The following is a 20,206-nucleotide window of genomic DNA, read 5'->3' on the forward strand; positions in this document are numbered from 1 at the left end:
TCAGCCGTGCAACAGGGCGCTCAGGCGTTCGGCCTGGGTCTCCCAGCGCCACTCGCGTTCCACCCAGGCCCTACCGGCCGCGCCGAGGGTACGGGCCAGGTCCCGGTCGGCCAGCAGGGTGCCCACCCGGTCGGCGAGTTCGCTGAGATCCCGACCGTTGACGACATAGCCGGTCTCCCCCTGCCGCACCGCGTCCGGCGCGCCCCCGGAGTCACCGGCCACCACGGGCAGGCCGGTAGCCGACGCCTCCAGGTACACGATGCCGAGCCCTTCCACGTCCAGCCCCCGGTTGCGGGTCCGGCAGGGCATGGCGTACACGTCACCGGCGGCGTAGTGGGCGGGCAGTTCGGCCGCCGGCACCGAGCCGGTGAAGACCACCTCCCGCTCCACCCCGACCTGGCGGGCCAGCCGGGTGAGGGTCGCCCGGTACGGGCCGCCACCGACCACCAGCAGGGCCGCGTCGGGCACCCGGCGGCGGATCAGCGGCATGGCCCGGATCAGCATGTCCTGACCCTTGCGGGGCACCAGCCGCGAGACACAGACCACCACCGGCCGGTCGGCCAGCCCCAGCCGGTGTCGTACCCCGGAGCCGTCGACCCCCGGGTGGTACAGCTCGGTGTCCACCCCGGGGGCCAGCCGCCGCAGCTCGGTCACCCCGTCCAGGGCCCGGGCCAGCCGGGTGCGGGTGTACTCCCCCAGGTAGGTGACCACGTCGGTGCCCCGGCCGATGCGCCGCAGGGCGGTCCGGGCCAGCGGCAGGGCCGCCCAACCCGCCTCGTGCCCGTGGGTCAGGGCGACCACCCGGCGTACCCCGGCCCGGCGGCGCAGCCCGGCGGCCAGCAGGCCCAGCGGAGCGGCCGCACCGAACCAGACCTTGTCGCAGTCGTACTCCCGGGCCAGCCGGGCCGCCCGGCGGGCCACCAGCGGAGTCGGCAGCAGCACCTTGGTGCGCTCCCGGATCACCTCGAAGGGCTGGTCGGCGTCGAACTTGTCGGCCCCCGGCCAACTCGACGCGTACACCACCACCGAGTCTGTCGGCTGGCGTACCGCCAGGTTGTGCACGAACGACTGGATGCCGCCGGGTCGGGGCGGGAAGTCGTTCGTGACCAGCAACGTGCGACCCATCAACCGGCCTTTCTGGCGTACGCGCGGGCGGCGGCGATCCGCTCCACGGTGGAGGGGTGGGAGGCCGAGTAGAGGTACTCCCAGCGGGGTGGATCCGGGTCGGAGAGGTTGATCGAGGACAGCCGTCGCTGCATCGACTCGTAGGCGGCCGGGTCACCGGTGAGAGCCAGGGCGTGCGCGTCGGCGCGGGCCTCGATCCGCCGCGACATCAGGGCCTGCACCGGGGTGAAGACCAGCCCGGCGACAGTGACCAGGGCCAGCAGCAACCCGAAGGCGCGGGGTTCGGCGATCGAGTCGACCCCGGCCAGGCGCAGCAGGGGCGGCCAGGAACCGATCAGGTAGAGCGCCACCACGGCGGCTGCGGCACCTAGGGCGCCGGTGAGGGTGCCGATGGGCACGTCCTGGTCCTTGGCGTGCCCGAGTTCGTGGGCCACCACGGCGGTCACCTCGGCATCGGTGCCCTCCCGCAGCAGGGTGTCGTAGACCACGACCCGGCGGGTCGGGCCGTACCCGGACACGTAGGCGTTCACCGCCCGGGTACGCCGGGAGGCGTCCGCCACCAGCACGTCGCGCACCGGCACCCCGTCGCGGGCGGCCAGGTCCATCAGCTGGGTACGCAGCGGGCCCGGCTCCATCGGGCTGAACCGGTTGAACACCGGCTCCACCAGCACCGGCAGGACGAAGGAGAGCAGCGCCACCAGGGTCGCCGCCCCGGCCGCCCCGAAGGCCCACCACCAGCGGGGGGCCAGCCGCACGATGGTGTAGAAGCCGAGCAGGGCCACCGCGCCGATGACGGCACTGACCGCGTACGACTTGAGCAGGTCGACGGCCCAGCCACCCCAGCCGTTGGTGGCCAGTCCGTACCGGCTGAGCACACTGTGCCGCCAGGCGGACAACGGCAGGGTCACCAGGTCGGCCACGAGCACCACGGCCAGCCCGCCGAGGATCGCCTGGGCGGTCCAGTGGTCGCCGAAGGGGCGCCCGGCCAACTCGATCAGGCGGCTGCCCAGCGGGGTCAGCCCCAGCAGGAGGGCCACCAGCAGCCCCAGGCCCAGCGCCGTCCAACTGCCGGGGCGCAGGGCGGAGCGGAACTGCCGGGCCCGTTCCACCTGGTCGGCGGGGAGTTCCCGGAGGGCGGCCAACTGGTCGGCGCGGGGGGCCGGTGGGCGGTTCCACGGAATCAGGACCAGGGCCGCCACCAGCAGGGCCAGGCCGAGACCGGCGAGGGTGAGCACCGCCCAGCCGCGCGGGCTCACCGGGGCACCCCGCCCGGTCGGGGCGTTCCGGCGCAGCGACCGGTTCGGGACCGGCCGTCCGCTGTGCGCCTCATTCCGTCGCTCCTGTCGCCGTGGGACGCCAATCCTATTGCCCGCCCCGCTCCCTCCCCACGCAGTGGTTCACAGGGTTCGATCAGGACCGGGACAGGCGACGCAGCAGCGAGTCCGCGCCCAGGGGGTAGGCGCCGTGTCGGCGTACCCCGTCGGCTACCTCGCGGTCGGAGGAGACCACCACCACCGCGCGACCCGGCGGCTCGGCCCGGACCAGCCGGCGGATCAACTCGTCGGCGGTCTCCCCCTTGCGGGAGAAGAGCACCCGCACCCCCCGTGGGGTGGGGGGCAGCCCGTGCATCCGCTCGGCGCCGTCGAAGACGACCGTGACCTCGTCACCGGTCTGGGCGGCGATCCCACCCAGGCCGGTGATCAGCCGCTTGCGCTGCTGTTCCAGGGACATCTCCCCGAAGCCCCGTTTGGTGACGTTGTAGCCGTCGACCACCAGGTGGGCGCGGGGCAGGGCGAGCAGCTGATCCAGCCGGGCCGGGTCGTCCGTGTCCCGGGCCCGGGTGGCGGCCCCGGTGGGGGTGGCCGTCGAGGAGTCCGCGAAGGAGTCCGCGACGAAGTCGGCCGGCAGCTTCTCCACCGGGTCCAGCGCCAACTCCCGGCGCAGCCCTACGGCGGCCTGAGAGATGGTCTCCAGCAGCAACCACAGGCGGGCGTCGTCGACCGACCGGGCCTCCTTGGCGCTGGCCCGGGCCACCCCGGCCGCCGCCTCGGCCTCGGCCAGCCGGGCCCGGGCCCGGCGCAACTCGGCGTCCGCGTCCGTGGCGGCCCGGGCGGCCCGGCCCCGCTCCGTGGCCAGCAGTTCGTTCGCCTTGCGTTCGCGGGCCTGGCTCTCCCGCAGCGTACGGGCCAACTGGCGGGACTCCTCGCGCAGTTGGCCCAGTTCCTCGCGGACCCGGGCCAGTTCGTCGCGCAGCTTGTCGGCCTCCACCCGGGCCACCGCGCGGTCGTGTTCGGCCCGGGTCGCCCGCTGCTCGGCCTGGCGGACCAGTTCGGCCACCACTGCGGTGTCCGCCTCGGCGCGTACGGCCGCACCGCTGGCCTCGATCAACCGCCGCCATCCGCGGGGCCGGGCCAGGTAGGCCAGGGCGGCCACCTCCACGGGGTCGGCGGCGGCCGGGGCGGTCCCCTCGACGACGGCGGCGCCCAGGTCACCGGCGTCGGCCAGCACCCGGGCGGTGACCCGCTGCCGCAGCAGGGGGTCGGCGGCGAGTTGGGCGGCGATCACGGAGGCGCCCAGGCGGGCCCGCCGATTGGGGGCGAACTTGGCCACCCGACGCAGCGGCACCGGCACCTCGTCGGCCGGCATGCCCGGCAGCACGGCCGCGGTGAGGGAGACGATCCGCTGCCGCACCGGCTCCGGCAGGATCGGCTCCGGCTCCAGGGTCTGTTCCGCCTCCCCGTCAGCGCCTGCCTCGGCTGGCTCCGCGCCGGGGGTGTCGGCGGGGTCGCCATCGGTGGTGGTCTCCGTGTGGGGCGGCTGCGCCGGGTCGACGACGGCGGGGCTCTCAGCGCCGTCACCGGCAGCCGGCATCGAGACGACCTGCTCCTCCCGAGGGAGGTTGTCGTCGTGCGGCTCGGTGAGGGGCATGTGGCAAGTCTCCCACCGCGACCGGGCCCACCGCCCGGTGAGTGAGCCGATCTCTCATCCTAGACCGGTGGTGGCGAATGAGACCGGTGGGGCGCGAGTGTCGGACCGGCCGGTTACCGTGCCGCCGATGGCAGCACAGGAGTTTCTCCAGCCGACGCTCGCCGGGCTCGACCCGGCCACCGAGGGCGTCGACCCGGCCCTGCCGCTGTACGCGACGACCTTCGTGGTGGTCGACCTGGAGACCACCGGCGGGACACCGGACGGCGGAGGCATCACCGAGATCGGCGCGGTGAAGGTACGCGGCGGCGAGGAGCTGGGGGTGCTGGCCACCCTGGTCAACCCCGGGGTGCCGATTCCACCCTTCATCACCGTGCTGACCGGAATCACCGAGGCGATGGTGCTGCCCGCGCCCCCGATCGAGCAGGTGCTGCCGAGCTTCCTGGAGTTCATCTCCGATGCCGTGCTGGTGGCCCACAACGCCCCGTACGATGTCGGGTTCCTCAAGGCGGCCTGCGCCCGGCACGGCTACCGGTGGCCGAACCCCCGGGTGCTGGACACCGCCGCCCTGGCCCGGCGGGTGCTGCTGCGCGACGAGGTGCCCAACCGCAAGCTCGGCACCCTGGCGGCCTACTTCCGGGCCGGCACCACCCCGACCCACCGGGCCCTGGACGACGCCCGGGCCACGGTCGACGTGCTGCACGGGCTGATCGGGCGGCTCGGCGGGCACCGGGTCGACACCATCGGCGAGGCCATCGAGTTCACCCGGGCGGTCACCCCCACCCAGCGCCGCAAACGTCACCTGGCCGACGGGCTGCCCCGCTCCCCCGGGGTCTACATCTTCCGGGCCGCCGACGACCGTCCGCTCTACGTCGGCACCTCACGGGACATCGCCACCCGGGTGCGCAGCTACTTCACCGCGGCGGAGAAGCGGGCCCGGATCTCGGAGATGCTGGCCGCTGCCGAACGGGTCGAGGCCCTGGAGTGCGCCCACTCGCTGGAGGCGGAGGTCCGTGAGCTGCGTCTGATCGGGGCACACGCGCCGCCGTACAACCGGCGGTCGAAGTTTCCGGAGCGGGTGGTCTGGCTGAAGCTGACCGACGGGCCGTACCCCCGACTGTCCGTGGTCCGGGAGATCTCCCCCCAGGACCGCGCCTACCTGGGGCCCTTCTCCTCCCGGCGGGCCGCGGAGCTGGCCGCCGCCGGCTTTCACGACGCGGTGCCGCTGCGCCAGTGCACCCACCGGTTGTCCCTGCGTACGGTCACCCCGGCCTGCGCCCTGGCGGAGCTGGGTCGTTGCCCGGCACCCTGCGAGCACCGGATCACCCCCCAGGAGTACGACTCCGTGGCGGTCACCCCGTTCGCCGAGGCCACCACCGGCGACGTCCAGCCGGTGGTGGAGGCCCTGCTGGCCCGGATCGAGACCCTGGCCGCCGGGCAGCGCTACGAGGAGGCGGCCGTGCTGCGGTCCCGGTTGGCGGCGGTGCTGCGGGCGACCGTACGCATGCAGCGGCTGGCCGCCCTGACCGGGATCGCCGAGCTGGCCGCCGCCCGACCGGCCGAGGGCGGCGGCTGGGAGCTGGCGTTGGTCCGGCACGGTCGACTAGCCGGGGCGGGGGTCAGTCCACCCGGGATCCATCCTCGACCCACCCTGGCCGTCATCCGGGCGACCGCCGAGACGGTATCGGCCGGGCACGGTCCGGTCCCCGCAGCCACCCCGGAGGAGTCGGAACGGATCCTGTCCTGGCTGGAGCGACCGGAGACCCGGCTGGTGGAGATGTCGGCCGGTTGGGCCTCCCCAGTGCGCGGCGCGGGTCGCTTCCGTGACCTGTTGACCAAGGCCGAAAGCGGAGCGTCCCATCAACTCTGGTCCGAACGCCCATGAGCAACTGTCCGATCGGACTACGTCGACTCACTTAGTCTGTTATGGGAGTGCAGTCCTGCCCGTTTCGAGGTACTGCTCCCGGTTGTCGATCCGCCGGCTTGCCGGAGCGGAAGTGAGGGGGTGTCCCACGTGGACGTCGACGCCGGACGCGGCGGCGCCCTGCGGGGCGCACTTCCCGCCCAGCCAGGTGAACTGCCGCTCGCCCGCCGCCTCCGGTCGCTGCTGACCTGGCCGACCAACGACACCGAACCGGTGGGCCACCTGGTCCGCACCCACCGCAGCATCCACGCGGGTGCCGACCCGGCGGTGCTGCGCCGGTCGTACACCATCGCGGAGAACATGCACCGCGGTCAGTTCCGCAAGAGCGGGGAGCCGTACATCACCCACCCCCTGGCGGTCGCGCAGATCTGCGCCGAGCTGGGCATGGACACCACCACCCTGGTGGCGGCGCTGCTGCACGACACCGTGGAGGACACCCGCTACACCTTGCAGGCCCTGGCCGAGGACTTCGGCCACGAGGTGGCCCACCTGGTCGACGGGGTGACCAAGTTCGACAAGGCGTTCTACGGCCAGGCCGCCGAGGCGGAGACCATCCGAAAGATGATCATCGCGGCCGGCAAGGACGTCCGGGTGCTGATCATCAAGTTGGCCGACCGGCTGCACAACATGCGCACCCTGGGCGTACGCTCGGCGGCCTCGCGGGAACGCATCGCCCGCAAGACCCTTGAGGTGCTGGTGCCCCTCTGCGACCGGCTGGGCATCCAGACCCTCAAACGGGAACTGGACGACGTGGTGCTGATGCACCTGGAGCCGGAGGAGCACGCCCGCATCGCCCGCCACGTGCACGACCGCCCCGGCTGGGACAACTACCTGGCCGACGTGGTGGCCAAGGCCAAGGTGGCGCTGCGGCGCAGCCGGGTCGACGCAAACGTGGCCCCCCGGCCCCGGCACCTCTACTCGATCTGGAAGGACACCGTGGCCGGCGGCCACGCCGTACCGTACGACCTGCCCCGCATCACCGTCGTGGTGGACGGTCCGGCCACCGACTGCTACGCGGCCCTCGGCGCCATCCACGGCCTCTGGCGGCCGGTACCCGGCCGGTTCAAGGACTTCATCGCCTCACCGAAGAACAACCTCTACCGCTCCCTGCACACCAGCGTCTGCGGCCCCCGGAACCGGACGGTGGAGGTGCTGATCCGCACCGAGGAGATGCACCGCTCAGCCGAGTACGGGGTGGCGGCCGACTTCCGTTTCCCCCGCCCCGGCGCGACCCCGACGGCCTGCGCGGAACAACTCGACTGGCTGCGCCGGGTACTGAACTGGGAGCAGGACGCGGCCGACCCGGCGCAGTTCCTGGAATCGCTGCGCAGCGACCTGGCCGAGGCCCAGATCCAGGTGGTCGCCGAGGGCCGGCAGATCGTCCTGCCGGCCGGGGCCACCCCGGTCGACCTGGCCTACGAACTGGGCACCGACCGGGGCGAGCGATGTCTGGCCGCCCGGGTCAACGGTCGGCTGGTGCCGCTCTCCTCCGCCCTGGAGGAGGGCGACGTGGTGGAGATCTTCACCGAGACCGACGAGGAATGCTCCCTGGACGCGGAGGTGGCCCCCCGGGGCCCGCGCCGCGAGTGGCTCGGCTTCGTCAAGTCGCCGCACGCCCAGATGCAGATCAACCGCTGGTTCGCCGAGCACAGCGAGCCGGGCATCTCGATCAGCGACAAGGTCCGGCTGGGCCGGGCCACCATCGGGCTGGCGCTGCGTCAGCACAACCGAGGGCTGGCCAGCGACCTGCCGCTGCTGCGACTGTCAGAGGAACTCGGCTACCCCGACCTGGAGACCCTGCTGGTCGCGGTCTTCGACCGGGTCCTCGAACCGGACGCCGTCGTACGCCAACTCATCGACCTTGTCGACCATCGACAGTGAGGTAGGCACGGACAGTGACGTGCCGGGCTCCCCGGGCGCGAAGGGGTCTCGGGGCCACTAGCCTGAAGCCATGATCCCCCGCTCGCGTCGCATCGGTCGCGCCGCCGTCTACCAGATCTTCTACCGGCTACCCCTGCCGGTGCGACGTCGGCTGGTGCGCCTGGCCGTCCCGAAGTACATCGTCGGGGCGGTCACCCTGGTGCATGACAGCGAGGCCGAGGGAGCGGGTCGGCTGCTGCTGCTGCGCCAGCCGCCGGGCCGGGGCTGGTCGCTGCCGGCCGGGCTGCTGCAACGCGGCGAGAACCCCGCGGTGGGCGCGGCCCGCGAACTGCACGAGGAGGCCGGGGTACGACTGCCGCCCACCCGGCTGACCCCGGCCACCCCCAACGCGGTCGTCCACGCCAAGGGTTGGGTGGACATGGTCTTCATCGCCGAGGTGCCGGCGTCGAGCACCACCCTGACGGTGGACGGGGCGGAGGTCTTCGAGGCCGCCTGGCACCCCCTGGACGACCTGCCCAAGCTGACCTGGCCCACCGCGCGACTGCTCGCCTACTACGACATCGGCCCCCTGGCCGGACAGTTCCCGCCACCCCTGCCGGACACCCTCCCGTGACCCACCCGCCGGTCTCCAGACTGTCCGGTGGTGGCTCCGAGCCGGTCGCCCGGTACGACGGGGAGTTGTGCGCGATCGTGCTGGCCGCCGGAGAGGGCACCCGGTTGCGCCCGCTGACCGAACGGCTGCCCAAGGCGCTCTGCCCGGTGGGCAACGTGTCGCTGCTGGATCGCGCGCTGGCCCGGCTGGCCGGGCTGGGCCTGACCGGGCCACAGCGGGTCGCCGTCAACGCCTGCTATCTGGGTGACCAGGTGGTCGACCGGGTCGGCACCCGAGCCCACCTCTCCGTGGAGCAGGGGTCCCCCCTCGGCACCGCGGGCGGGGTGGGCAACCTGCGAGACTGGATCGCCGGTCGAGGGGTACTGGTCGGCAACGCGGACGCCTACCTGGCCGACCCGACCTCGCCACCCGGGCCGGACATCGCGGCACTGTTGCACGGCTGGGACGGCGACTCCGTACGCCTGCTGGGCCAGCCGGCCCTCGACCCGAAGGCACCGGGAACCTTCGACGGGCACCTGTTCACCGGCTTCTCGCTGCTGCCCTGGCGACTGGTCCGGCAGTTGCCGCCGACCTTCGGTGACCTGGTCCGGGCCCTCTGGCGGCCGGCCGAGGCCGCCGGCCGGTTGACCGTGGTCCCCTACCGGGGCACCTTCTACGACACCGGCACCCCGGCCGACTACCTGGCCGCTAACCTGCACGCCGCCGGGGACACCAGCCTGATCGATCCCACCGCGACCGTCACCGGCGACTGCCACCAGTCGGTGATCGGAGCCGGGGCCACCGTACGCGGAACGGTGACCCGCTGCGTGCTCTGGCCCGGCGCCACGATCGGCGCCGACGAGCGGCTGCACGAGGTGATCCGGGTGGACGACGACCTCACCGTCCCTGCGGCTGACCCGTCTCGCGGGCCCTAGCATGGGCCTGGAACACCGACGAACGGAGAACCTCCAGTGATCACCGCGATCGTGCTGATCGACTGCGCCACCGACGCGATTCCCGAGGTGGCCGAGGCCCTGGCGAATCTGCCCGGGGTGAGTGAGGTCTACTCGGTGGCCGGGCACGTGGATCTGATCGCCATGGTCCGGGTCCGCGAGTTCGACCAGATCGCCCAGGTGATCGCGGGCAGCATCTCCAAGGTGCCCGGGGTGCTCAACACCGAGTCCCACATCGCCTTCCGCGCCTACTCCCGCCACGACCTGGAAGAAGCCTTCGCCATCGGCCTGGCCGGCGCCGACTAACCCCTCCCACCCCACCCTCCCTCCCACCCTCCCCGCCCGCCCTCCTTGAATCCCGCGATCTTGCACTTTTGGTCGCCGAAATGCACCCTTCATCCGGCTTTGCACCGACAGAAAGTGCAAGATCGCCGCAGATGGGCGGGGGCGGGCGGGCGCAGAGAGGCGGTGGGGCGTGGGGCGCACGGGCGAGCCGGCCCAGCCGGGGTGGGCTGGGCCGGCTTTGCGTACCGTCGGGCGTCAGCTCTGCTGCGGCACCGGGGTTTCGGTGATGGTGCCGCCCGGAGCCGGGGACTCCTCGGTGGAGGTCCCACTCGGAGCCGGCGTGGTGCCACCCGGAGTCGGCGTGGTGCCGCCCGGGCTGGGCGTGCCGCTGGCGCTGGCGCTGGCCTGCGGCACCGGGATGCCGAGTTCCTCAGCCAGTTGCACCAGGGCGTCGTAGTGCGCCTGCAGGACCGGCAGGGCGGTCTGCGCCAGCTGGACCACCTGAGCCTCGGTACCCTGCGAGATCTCCGTCTGGGTGGCCTGGATGGCCTGCAGGTGACCGGCCAGACCCTGGGTCACCCAGAGCCGGTCGAACTCCTCACCACTGGCGTTGTTCAGCTGGTCGAGAGCCGTCCGCTGGTCGGGAGTGGGCTCCTTCGGCAACTGGACGTTCAGCTGCCCGGCCAGGTCCTTCACCTGCTGGTCGAGGTCCTTGTGATCGGTGACGATCATCTGCGCGAGGTCCTTGACCTGCTGGTCCTGGGCCTTCTTCTGCGCCAGCTCACCGGCCTTCACCTCGTAGAGGTTGACCTGGTGGATCGCCTGCAGGTACTGGGTGTCCTGCTCCGACGGCTGTGCTGCCTGCGCTGCTGCGGCGGGCGCGACTCCCACCAGCACCAGTGCGGCCAGCAGGCCGAGGCGTTTGATACCCAACATGCTTCCTCCCCGTTGAGACGTTGGACCGCACGGATACCCGGCTGACCGGGGTTATTCCTGCGTCCCGGTGAGGGGCGGGAAGCTCCGCCGAGGCGGGAGAAGGCCGAATACGGGCGTGGCGCCCGCCGGAATCATCCGACGGGCGCCACGTACCACTATGCGGTTCTACTCAGCTGCGGCTGTCTCCGCTGCCGATCTCCTCCCGCTCGGCGCGGGGCTCGACCGGGGGGTGTCCCGGGGAGACCGGCGCCTCAGCGGGCTTCTCGATCGGGTAGAAGAAGCCCCGGATGGCCGGGCCTAGGGCCCCCAGCCGGTTCATCTTCTTCGGCACGACCCAACCGACGTACGGCAGCTCGCCGTGCTCGCCGCCCGAGCTGAGCGGCTGGTGCACCTCGACGAACCGACCGTCCGGCAGCCGTCGGATGATGCCGGTCTCCACGCCGTGGGCCAGCACCTCCCGGTCGTGCTGCTGCAGACCCAGGCAGATCCGGTAGGTGAGGTAGTACGCCACCGGCGGCAGGATCAGCAGACCGATCCGGCCGGCCCAGGTCATCGCGTTCAGGCTGATCTGGAACTTGTCGGCGATGACGTCGTTCGCACCGGTCAGCGTCAGGATCACGTAGAAGGTGATGGCCATCATGCCCAGGGCGGTGCGGAACGGCACGTCCCGGGGACGCTGGAGCAGGTTGTGGCTGCGGTAGTCCTTCAGGTAACGCGCCTCCATGAACGGATAGAACAGGGAGAGCATCACCAGGATGCCGGGTAGCACCACGGTCGGCCAGAACAACGGCGGAATCACATAACCCTCGCCGATCGGGATGAAGATCTCCCAGTCCGGCATCAACCGTGTCGAGCCGTCGAGGAACATGACGTACCAGTCGGGCTGGCTGGCCGCGGAGACCACCCAGGCCTCGTACGGGCCGAACAGCCAGACCGGGTTGATCTGGAACAGACCGCCCATCAGCGCGATCACGCCGAAGACGACCATGAAGAAGCCGCCCTGCTTGATCGCGTACCGGGGGAACATCCGCTCGCCGACGACGTTGCCGTTGGTCCGGCCCGGGCCCGGCCACTGGGTGTGCTTCTGCTTGAAGACCAGCCCCAGGTGGGCGCTGATCAGCGCGACCAGCAGACCCGGTACGAGCAGCACGTGGGCGATGAAGAACCGGCTGATGATGATCGTGCCGGGGAACTCCCCGCTGAACACCGAGGAGGTCACCCAGGAGCCGATCACCGGGATGGACAGCATGATCGCCGAGGCGATCCGCAGACCGGTGCCGGACAGGCCGTCGTCCGGCAGCGAGTAGCCGGTGAAGCCGGCCAGGAAGCCGACCCAGAACAGCAGCGAACCGATGATCCAGTTGGTCTCCCGCGGCTTGCGGAACGCGCCGGTGAAGAAGACCCGCAGCATGTGCACCACGATCGCGGCCATGAACAGCAGCGCGGACCAGTGGTGCATCTGCCGCATGATCAGGCCACCCCGGACGTCGAACGAGATGTCCAGGGTCGAGGCGTACGCGGCCGACATCGGGGTGCCCCGCAGCGGGGCGTAGCTGCCGTTGTAGATGACCTCGGTCATCGCCGGCTCGAAGAAGAAGGTCAGGAAGACACCGGTCAGCAGCAGGACGATGAACGAGAAGAGCGCGATCTCGCCCAGCAGGAAGGACCAGTGGTCCGGGAAGACCTTGTTCAGCAGCCGGCGCAGCGGGGTAGCCACCTGGAAGCGCTCGTCGACCGCCCGGCCGGTCTTGCCGGGCAACGCTGCCATGTCAAACTTGCGCCGCTTCACGGCCGCTCCCAGAAGTCGGGCCCGACAGCTTCGGTGTAGTCGGACTTCGCCACGAAGTAGCCCTCAGCGTCCACCTCGATGGGCAGCTGAGGCAGTCGCCGGCTGGCCGGGCCGAAGATGGGCTTGGCGTTGTCGGTGATCAGGAACTGCGACTGGTGGCACGGGCAGAGCAGCCGGTTGGTCTGCTCCTCGTACAGGCTCGCCGGGCAGCCGGCGTGCGTGCAGATCTTCGAGTAGGCGGCGTAGTTGCCCCACATGTAGCCGCCGTGCCCCACCCGCTCGTTGTTGCGGCGCGACATCTCCGCGTCGGCCTCGCGCAGGTGGATCAGCAGGGTGGGCGAGTCGGCGTGCAGGTTGCTCACCCCGTGCTCGATCCCGGGAAAGACCGTGATCTGGCCACCGGCGCTGATGTCCGCCGGCCGGATCGGGCGGCCGTCCTCGCGTACCAGTCGGATCTTCTGACCGTCCTGCGGGCTGAACCCGGTGGTCATCATCTGGTTGTTCTTGTGCGGGTTGGAGATCAATCCACCCACCAGCGGCGCTGCGGCGACCGCACCGACCGGCGCCAGGCCGGCCAGCAGCGACACACCGAGCAGCGGACGACGCTTGACGCCCAGCTCGTCGGCCATGTAGGCCATGGTCTGCCCGGTGATCCGCTGGTCGTCGCTGGAGACCGCGCCCTCGTGCCGATCCTGGATCGACACCTCCTTGGGCAGCAGCTTCTTGCCCCAGGTGAGGATGCCGAAGCCCAGTCCGAGCAGGGCCACACCGAGGGTCAGACCGAGCAGCGGGGTGTAGAGCTTGTCGCCCCCGCGACCCATCTCGTACTCCCACGGCCACCAGATGTAGACCACCAGGAAGGCCGTCGCGGCCAGGCCGGTGAGCAGGAACATCGCGGCCACCGTACGGACCAGCCGGCGCTCGGCCTTGCTGCCCGGCAGCACCTGCTGCTCGTAGTGGACGATCTCGATGTCGTCGCGGCGGGCGCCCTCACGGACGATGTCGAACTGACTCAGCCGAGGGTCGTGCACGTCGACCTGCTCGTGGCCCGGGTGGGCCGTGTGGGTGCTCATGCCGCCACCTCGCTCCGCTCGGCACCGGCCCGTGGCGGCACCACAGCACTGACTCGGGAGATCAGCTCGATCACGACTTGCCTGCGATCCACAGGCTGGCGAAGACCAGCGCGACCATGCCGACCAGGAAGATCGCCACACCCTCGGTGGAGGGGCCGTAGCGGCCCAGGTTGAACAGACCGCCCGGGTCGGCGTCGTTGTTCAACGACTTCTGGATGTAGGCGATGATGTCCGCCTTCTGCTCCGGGGTGATCTGGTTGTCGCCGAACACCGGCATGTTCTGCGGCCCGCTCAGCATCGCGGCGTAGATCTGCCGGTCGGTGGCCGGCGAGAGGCTCGGCGCGTACTTGCCGGAGGAGAGGGCACCGCCGCCGCCGCTGAAGGCGTGGCACTGCGCGCAGTTGATCCGGTACAGCTCGCCACCGAGGGCGACATTGCCGTCGGCGTGCAGGTTGTCACCGGCCGGCATGGTCGGACCGCCACCCAGCTGCTGCACGTACGCGGCCAGCTGGTCGATCTCGTCGGGGTTGAACACCTCGGGCTTGCGCTGCGCCTGGGCCTCCTGCCGGGCCATCGGCATCCGGCCCGTGCTGACCTGGAACTCGACCGAGGCCGCGCCGACGCCGATGAGGCTCGGCCCGCGCCCCTCGACCCCCTGCGCGTTGCGACCGTGACAGGTCACACAACTCACGTCGAACAGCGCCTTGCCGTCGGCGGCGGCACCGCTCAAGGGCGGGTTGTCCTGCGCCGACGCGCTCGGAGCGAGAAGCGTGTACGCGCCGCCGGCGAGCATCAACGCGGCCACCAGCCGGACCGCGGCGCCCAGCCGACGGCGGCCCCTGCTGCGCGCCACGGGCCGCCCGCGCAGCCGCGCGAGCAGACCGCGTCGGCGGTCGTTGTCAGAAGTCATGAGCTGTGTCCTTAACCGGTTTGGACCTTGTCTCAGGGGGTGGAGCGACGGCGCGCGGGCGCCAAGATCACTGGAGCCAGTAGATCATGGCGTAGAGCCCGATCCACACGACGTCGACGAAGTGCCAGTAGTACGACACGACGATCGCCGAGGTGGCCTGCGCCGGGGTGAACCGGCCCATCGTGGTACGGATCATGAAGATCACGAAGGCGATCAGTCCACCGATCACGTGCAGGCCGTGGAAACCGGTGGTCAGGTAGAACATCGAGCCGTAGCCGTCTTCGTTGATCTTGATGCCGTGGTGCACCAGCTCGCGGTACTCGTTCGCCTGGCCCATCACGAAGATCAGGCCCATCACGAAGGTGATCGTGAACCAGCGCCGCAGCGCGTGCACGTCACCCCGCTCCGCCGCGAACACACCGATCTGGCAGGTGATCGAGGAGAGCACCAGGATCGCCGTGAAGGTCGTCGCGTACGGGACGTTGAGTACCGCAGTGTGCTTCTCCCACTGCTCCGGCGCCGCCGCGCGGATGGAGAAGTACATCGCGAACAACGCCGCGAAGAACATGAGTTCACTGGAGAGCCAGACGATCGTCCCGACGCTGACCATGTTGGGACGCGTCAGAGAGTGGATCCGGCTCTTGTCAATGGCTGGGGCCGCAGTCACGCGGTCATTATTGCCCTTGACCACGGCAGGCGATCAGCGGGGTGGCCAAACCCAGGTACAGATGGCCCGATCGGTACCGTCCGGTTCGCCTGACCTAGGCTGATTGGCGTGCTGCACGTCGATCCGATCTTCCCGGCCGTACCGGCCGCGCCGCAGCTCACGGCGGGCCTGACCGGCCCGGGTGGGGCCGCGACGCTGGCCGCCGAGGCCACCCCGCCACCCTTCTCGGTGACCACGGTGTTCACCGAGGCCAAGTTGGACAACTGGCTGGCCGTGGTCCTGGTGCTGGCCGCCGGCCTCTACCTCTACGGGGTGCACCGCCTGCGGATACGCGGCGACCGGTGGCCGATCGCGCGTACGGTCTTCTTCCTCGGGCCCGGCCTCGGCGGCATCGCCTCGGTCACCCTCAGCGGGCTGCACGCCTACGACACCACCCTGCTGTCGGTGCACATGGTCCAGCACATGGTGCTGTCCATGATCTCGCCGATCTTCCTGGCCCTGGGCGCCCCGGTGACCCTGGCCCTGCGGACCCTGCCGCCGGTGCCCCGCAAGCGGCTGCTGGCGGTGGTGCACAGCCGGATCGCGCGGATCTACACCTTCCCGCTGGTGGCCTTCGCCATCTTCGTGGTCAACCCGTTCGCGCTCTACTTCACCGACCTGTACCGCTACACCCTGGAACACGTCTGGGCGCACGAGTTGGTGCACGCGCACTTCATCATGACCGGCTGCGTGTTCTTCTGGCCGCTGCTCGGCCTGGACCCGCTGCCGGGCCGCTGGCCGTACCCGGCCCGGGCCCTGCTGATGCTGCTGTCGGTGCCGTTCCACACCGTGCTCGGCCTGACCATCATGCAGAGCTCGACCCTCTTCGGCGGCGACTGGTACCCCTCCCTGGGGCTGAGCTGGGCCGATCCCTGGGAGGACCAGGTGCTCGCCGGGGGCATCCTGTGGGCCGGTGGCGAGTTCGTCAGTGTGACGATGCTCGCCGTACTGGTCGTGCAGTGGATGCGGCATGCCGAACGGGAGGCCCGGCGGGTCGACCGCGACCTGGACCGTCAGGAGGCCCGCGAACGCGCCGCCGAGGCCGCCGGCTGACCTGTCACCTCAGCGGGGGGCGTGCGGTGCAGGGCACCCCGACCGGTACGATCGGCCACGCAGCTACGAGGTGAAAGCCGTCTCGAAGCCATCAGCGGGCGGGTCACCCGGCTCGCCGCGATCCTCGGTGGCGAGCGGCAGGAAGCGAAGCGGAGTGTCGGCATGAGCGATCGTCTGTGCACCGTCCTGCTCTACAGCGACGACCCACAGGTACGGGACCGGATGCGGCTCGCCGTCGGCACCCGCCCCGCGGCCGATCTGCGCATCGAGTTCGTCGAGGCGTCCACCTACGCCGAGTGCGTCCGGCTGGTCGACGACTACGAGATCGACCTGATGCTGCTCGACGGTGAGGCCTCCCCCGGTGGTGGCATCGGCATCGCCCGGCAGATCAAGGACGACTTCGAGAAGGCCCCCCCGACCTGCGTGGTGATCGCCCGCGCCGCGGATCGCTGGCTCGCCGCGTACGCCGAGGTAGACGCCACTCTGGTGCACCCCCTCGACCCGGTGACCGCGGCCGCCACGGTCACCGAGCTGCTGCGGACCCACACCCCCGCCTGAGGCATCACACCGGCACCGCCACGGCGCCGGAGGAGCCGGCGCCGGTCCCCCACCCGCACTCGTCTGCTCGGGAGGCCCGCTATGGGCGAACGGACCTGGCCGCACCTGCTCACCGCGCTGCTGCGCGGGGAGGAACTCTCCGCCGCCGACACATCCTGGGCGATGGGCGAGATCATGTCCGGCTCGGCGGCCCCCGCCCAGATCGCCGGGTTCGCGGTGGCCCTGCGGGCCAAGGGCGAGACACCGGCCGAGGTGGGTGGGCTGGTGGAGGCGATGCTGAGCCGCGCCGTCCCGGTCGAACTGCCCGAGCAGGTACGCGTCGGCGCCCTGGACGTGGTCGGCACCGGCGGGGACTTAGCTCACACGGTGAACATCTCCACGATGACCGCCCTGGTGGTCGCCGGTGCCGGGGTTTCGGTGGTCAAGCACGGCAACCGGGCGGCCTCCTCCTCCTGCGGCACCGCCGACCTGCTGGAGTTCCTCGGCGTACCGCTGGATCTCGGCCCCGAGCAGGTGGCCCGGTGTGTGGCCGAGGTGGGCATCGGCTTCTGCTTCGCCGCCCGGTTCCACCCAGGGATGCGCCACGCCGGCCCGGTACGCCGGGAACTGGGGGTGCCGACCGCCTTCAACTTCCTCGGCCCGCTGACCAATCCGGCACGTCCCCGGGCCGGTGCGGTCGGTTGCTTCGACGCCACGATGGCTCCGGTGATGGCCGCCGTGTTCGCCGCCCGGGGCGACTCCGTGCTGGTGATGCGCGGTGAGGACGGCCTGGACGAGTTCAGCACGGCCGCGCCCACCCGGTTCTGGGTAGCCCAGGGCGGCACCGTCCGGCAGGCCGTGGTCGACGCGACCGACCTGGGGGTACCCCGGGCCACCCTGGCCGACCTGCGTGGCGGTGACGCCGCGTACAACGCCCAGGTGGCCCGTCGTCTGCTGGCCGGTGAGCCCGGCCCGGTACGCGACGCCGTCCTGGTCAACGCCGCTGCGGCGCTGGCCACCCAGGGACCGCTGGACGGTGACCTGACCACCGCGCTGCGTCCCGGCCTGGAACGGGCCGCCGAGTCGATCGACTCCGGCGCCGCCGCCCGCACCCTGGACCGCTGGATCGAGGTCGCCCGCACCGCCTGACCCCGGCGCTTTCCGCCTCAGGCCGCGGGTGATCCGCAGCGGGCTGCGGGGGGGGTGCACTGGCTGGCCTGGTCACGGTGGTGGGCTGCGGCAGAAGTGTCAGGGCCGCGTGGGAAGCTACAAGCGAGTAATTCCCACGATCGTCGGCGGTGGTCGCCGCGACGGCCGGCCCGAGCGTCCCGCCGGGCGGCAGGCACAGTCGCGGCCCAGCCGAACGGAGGAGTCATCATGGCCGAGCGCGAGCTGCACTGCGACACCTGCGGGGACCGCCAACTCTTCGAGGCCCCTCCCTGCCTCGACGGCCACGGCTCGGCCTGCCCCGAACTGGCCTGCACCCGCTGCGGCACCGCCCTCCTCCTAGCCGCCCTCCCCCCGATCACCCGCACCCTCCTCCCCCACACCACCCCCCGCCAAGCCGCCTAACCCACCCCACCCCCGACGCAGGCACTCACCCCCACGCGCTCACCCACCCCGCCCTCCGCCACACCCCGCCCTCCGCCACACCCCGCGCTCCGCCCGCCTCCGCGCCTCCGCTGCCGCTCCGATCTTGCACTTTCTGTCTCCGCAAAAGCCTCATATACGGGCAGAAAGGCGACTGAAAGTGCAAGATCGACGGCGCGAGGGCGTGCCTGCCCGCCGACACGCGGGGGCGGAAGAGGCGGGGCAAGGACGCGGGGCCGGGGTGGGGCGGGGACAGGGGCGGGGCGCCGGGGAAAGGTGTAGATGTGCGAAGGCCCGCCTCCCTGGGGGGAGGCGGGCCTTCGTGGTGTCGGAGAGAGGGTGGGTCAGTGTTCGGCGGTGCGGCGGGTGCCGGTGTAGTACTCGAACAGCAGGCCGCAGGCGGCGAAGATGACCGCTACCGCGCCGAGGCCGAGCAGCCACATCTGCCAGAACACCAGGCCCAGGCCGGCGATCGTGGCGGCCAGCGCCAGGGCGAAGGGCCAGTAGCTGCCGGGGCTGAAGAAGCCGATCTCGCCCGCACCGTCGGCGATCTCAGCGTCCGGCCGGTCCTCCGGGCGCAGGTCGATGCGGCGGGAGACGAACCAGAAGAAGCCACCGCACATCGAGCAGAGCAGGAACGACAGCAGCAGAGCCACCGTGCCGATCCACTCCACGCGGCCACCCGAGTCGGCCCAGGTCCAGCCGCCGTACAGGAAGCATGCGAAGAGCAGGAACGCGGCAATGATCAAGAAGATGCGCCACTCGGTCTTCATGGCCGCCGCCTCAGCTTCCCGCGCCCAGCGGCGCGCTGCCCCGGTTGAAGTTGTCCTGGGTACGCCGCGTCTCGAACGGCTTGGTGGTGATCGCGTACGGCTCCTCGCCGATCGCGGTCAACGCCTCCTGGGTGGTGGCACCGTCCTGCTTGGCCGCGAGGAAGCGGTCGAAGTTCTCCGGCGAGACGACCCGCAGCTCGAAGTTCATGAAGGCGTGGTAGCTACCGCACAGCTCGGCGCACCGGCCCACGTAGGCACCCTCGGACTCCAGCGAGGAGACCTCGAAGACGTTGCGGATGCTGCCCGGGAAGACGTCCCGCTTGAACAGCATCTCCGGCACCCAGAACGAGTGGATGACGTCCTTGCTGGTCTCCTCGAACCGGATGGACCGGTTGCTCGGCAGCACCAGGATCGGGATGACCTCACTGGTGCCCAGCACCGAGGCGGTGGTGTTGGCGTCCACACCCTGGCCGTCGCGGTAGTTGAACTGCCAGTTCCACTTGAAGGCGACCACCTCGACGGTGACGTCGGGGTTGCGGCTGGTCTTCACCACGTCGGTCTGCACGACCGCGGTGTAGTAGAACAGCACCGCGACGATCAGCACCGGGGCGATGGTGTAGAGGAACTCCATCGGCAGGTTGTAGCGGGTCTGCACCGGCAGCTCGTTACCGCGCTTGCGGTACCGCACCACGCACCAGAAGATCAGGCCCCAGACGAAGACGCCGACCGCGAGCGCCGCGATGCACGAGGCGATCCACAGGTCGTACATCTGCCGGGCCTCCGGGGTGATGCCACCCTGCGGCCAGCCGAAGCCCCCGAACGCCGCTCCGACATCACAGCCCGTGAGCAGGACCAGCAGCGCCGCCCCACCGAATCCGAGCCCGGCGAGACGCCCGGCACGACGCCCCCGCCGCGCACCGGCTGGCGGAGATGCGCTGCGCCGTACGGCCGTCGGCCGTACCTCCGAACTCCTTGCGACCACCTGGTCCTGCCTCCCTAGCGCGCCGCGGTGTCTTTTTCGATCTGGCCGGCTCCGCCGAGCGGAGCCGCCACACCAGCGGCAAAGGCGTCACCGACGGTCGCAGATTACTCGACCATGACGGGCTCGACCCGGTTGGGGTCACTGTCCGCCCCCGGATGGGGGATCTTGTCGC

At 71.2% G+C, this 20,206-nt stretch carries 19 protein-coding genes; 9 read left to right on the forward strand and 10 right to left on the reverse strand.

The window, feature by feature from the left end:
- The 3 genes from ABZ795_RS23995 to ABZ795_RS24005 all read right to left on the reverse strand — a co-directional run bounded on the left by ABZ795_RS23995 (position 1) and on the right by ABZ795_RS24005 (position 4,053).
- Entirely contained in the window at positions 1-1,125 is a 1,125-nt protein-coding gene (locus ABZ795_RS23995) for a glycosyltransferase family 4 protein (protein ID WP_327024777.1), read from the reverse strand.
- A complete protein-coding gene (locus tag ABZ795_RS24000) occupies positions 1,125-2,381 on the reverse strand; it encodes a M48 family metallopeptidase (protein ID WP_327024776.1) in 1,257 nt (418 codons plus the stop codon). Before ABZ795_RS24000 ends, ABZ795_RS23995 begins: the two co-directional genes overlap by 1 nt.
- Positions 2,382-2,535: 154 nt before the next feature.
- Complete coding sequence (locus tag ABZ795_RS24005) at positions 2,536-4,053, reverse strand: NYN domain-containing protein (protein WP_357531958.1); 1,518 nt, start codon at positions 4,051-4,053, stop codon at positions 2,536-2,538.
- 127 nt (positions 4,054-4,180) lie between these two features.
- On the opposite strand from ABZ795_RS24005, the gene ABZ795_RS24010 reads away from it, so the two are divergent.
- The 5 genes from ABZ795_RS24010 (at position 4,181) to ABZ795_RS24030 (ending at position 9,706) form a co-directional block, all read left to right on the forward strand.
- Positions 4,181-5,935, forward strand: a complete 1,755-nt coding sequence (locus tag ABZ795_RS24010) for a DEDD exonuclease domain-containing protein (RefSeq protein ID WP_357531959.1) — start codon at positions 4,181-4,183, stop codon at positions 5,933-5,935.
- A 129-nt stretch (positions 5,936-6,064) separates the two neighbouring features.
- Positions 6,065-7,855, forward strand: coding sequence for a RelA/SpoT family protein (locus tag ABZ795_RS24015; protein ID WP_327027028.1), 1,791 nt, complete (start codon positions 6,065-6,067; stop codon positions 7,853-7,855).
- Positions 7,856-7,925: 70 nt separating this feature from the next.
- Entirely contained in the window at positions 7,926-8,468 is a 543-nt protein-coding gene (locus tag ABZ795_RS24020; protein ID WP_327024773.1) for an NUDIX domain-containing protein, read from the forward strand.
- Between the two features lie 20 nt (positions 8,469-8,488).
- Positions 8,489-9,382, forward strand: a complete 894-nt coding sequence (locus tag ABZ795_RS24025; protein ID WP_357531980.1) for a sugar phosphate nucleotidyltransferase — start codon at positions 8,489-8,491, stop codon at positions 9,380-9,382.
- 36 nt (positions 9,383-9,418) lie between these two features.
- Positions 9,419-9,706: an Lrp/AsnC ligand binding domain-containing protein gene (locus tag ABZ795_RS24030; protein WP_327024772.1), complete on the forward strand. Its 288-nt coding sequence runs from the start codon at positions 9,419-9,421 to the stop codon at positions 9,704-9,706.
- Positions 9,707-9,940: 234 nt separating this feature from the next.
- Here the strand turns inward: ABZ795_RS24030 and ABZ795_RS24035 are convergent, their stop codons facing one another.
- The 5 genes from ABZ795_RS24035 to ABZ795_RS24055 form a co-directional block, all read right to left on the reverse strand.
- On the reverse strand, positions 9,941-10,621 hold the full coding sequence (locus ABZ795_RS24035) for a DUF4142 domain-containing protein (protein WP_357531960.1): 681 nt from the start codon (positions 10,619-10,621) through the stop codon (positions 9,941-9,943).
- A gap of 169 nt (positions 10,622-10,790) precedes the next feature.
- On the reverse strand, positions 10,791-12,410 hold the full coding sequence (locus ABZ795_RS24040) for a cytochrome b N-terminal domain-containing protein (protein ID WP_357531961.1): 1,620 nt from the start codon (positions 12,408-12,410) through the stop codon (positions 10,791-10,793).
- The gene (locus ABZ795_RS24045; RefSeq protein WP_327024769.1) at positions 12,407-13,483 is read right to left on the reverse strand and encodes a Rieske 2Fe-2S domain-containing protein; all 1,077 of its coding nucleotides are present in this window, start codon (positions 13,481-13,483) and stop codon (positions 12,407-12,409) included. Before ABZ795_RS24045 ends, ABZ795_RS24040 begins: the two co-directional genes overlap by 4 nt.
- 70 nt (positions 13,484-13,553) lie before the next feature.
- Complete coding sequence (locus ABZ795_RS24050; RefSeq protein WP_327024768.1) at positions 13,554-14,393, reverse strand: cytochrome c; 840 nt, start codon at positions 14,391-14,393, stop codon at positions 13,554-13,556.
- Between the two features lie 67 nt (positions 14,394-14,460).
- Positions 14,461-15,060 (reverse strand): heme-copper oxidase subunit III, encoded by a 600-nt coding sequence (locus tag ABZ795_RS24055; protein WP_327024767.1) that lies wholly within the window; start codon positions 15,058-15,060, stop codon positions 14,461-14,463.
- Positions 15,061-15,228: 168 nt separating this feature from the next.
- On the opposite strand from ABZ795_RS24055, the gene ABZ795_RS24060 reads away from it, so the two are divergent.
- The 4 genes from ABZ795_RS24060 to ABZ795_RS24075 all read left to right on the forward strand — a co-directional run bounded on the left by ABZ795_RS24060 (position 15,229) and on the right by ABZ795_RS24075 (position 18,261).
- Positions 15,229-16,152, forward strand: coding sequence for a cytochrome c oxidase assembly protein (locus ABZ795_RS24060; protein ID WP_357531981.1), 924 nt, complete (start codon positions 15,229-15,231; stop codon positions 16,150-16,152).
- A gap of 162 nt (positions 16,153-16,314) precedes the next feature.
- Positions 16,315-16,710 carry a hypothetical protein gene (locus ABZ795_RS24065; RefSeq protein ID WP_327024766.1) on the forward strand — a complete coding sequence of 132 codons (396 nt, stop codon included), beginning with the start codon at positions 16,315-16,317 and terminating at the stop codon, positions 16,708-16,710.
- A gap of 81 nt (positions 16,711-16,791) precedes the next feature.
- Positions 16,792-17,838, forward strand: a complete 1,047-nt coding sequence (trpD, locus tag ABZ795_RS24070) for an anthranilate phosphoribosyltransferase (protein WP_357531962.1) — start codon at positions 16,792-16,794, stop codon at positions 17,836-17,838.
- A gap of 228 nt (positions 17,839-18,066) precedes the next feature.
- The gene (locus ABZ795_RS24075) at positions 18,067-18,261 is read left to right on the forward strand and encodes a hypothetical protein (RefSeq protein WP_327024764.1); all 195 of its coding nucleotides are present in this window, start codon (positions 18,067-18,069) and stop codon (positions 18,259-18,261) included.
- Between the two features lie 362 nt (positions 18,262-18,623).
- Here the strand turns inward: ABZ795_RS24075 and ABZ795_RS24080 are convergent, their stop codons facing one another.
- Both ABZ795_RS24080 and coxB read right to left on the reverse strand, forming a co-directional pair.
- A complete protein-coding gene (locus tag ABZ795_RS24080) occupies positions 18,624-19,052 on the reverse strand; it encodes a cytochrome c oxidase subunit 4 (protein WP_357531963.1) in 429 nt (142 codons plus the stop codon).
- A 10-nt stretch (positions 19,053-19,062) separates the two neighbouring features.
- On the reverse strand, positions 19,063-20,034 hold the full coding sequence (gene coxB, locus ABZ795_RS24085; RefSeq protein ID WP_357531964.1) for a cytochrome c oxidase subunit II: 972 nt from the start codon (positions 20,032-20,034) through the stop codon (positions 19,063-19,065).
- Positions 20,035-20,206: the final 172 nt, after the last annotated feature.

Source organism: Micromonospora sp. NPDC047134 (assembly GCF_040643455.1).
Lineage (GTDB): Bacteria > Actinomycetota > Actinomycetes > Mycobacteriales > Micromonosporaceae > Micromonospora.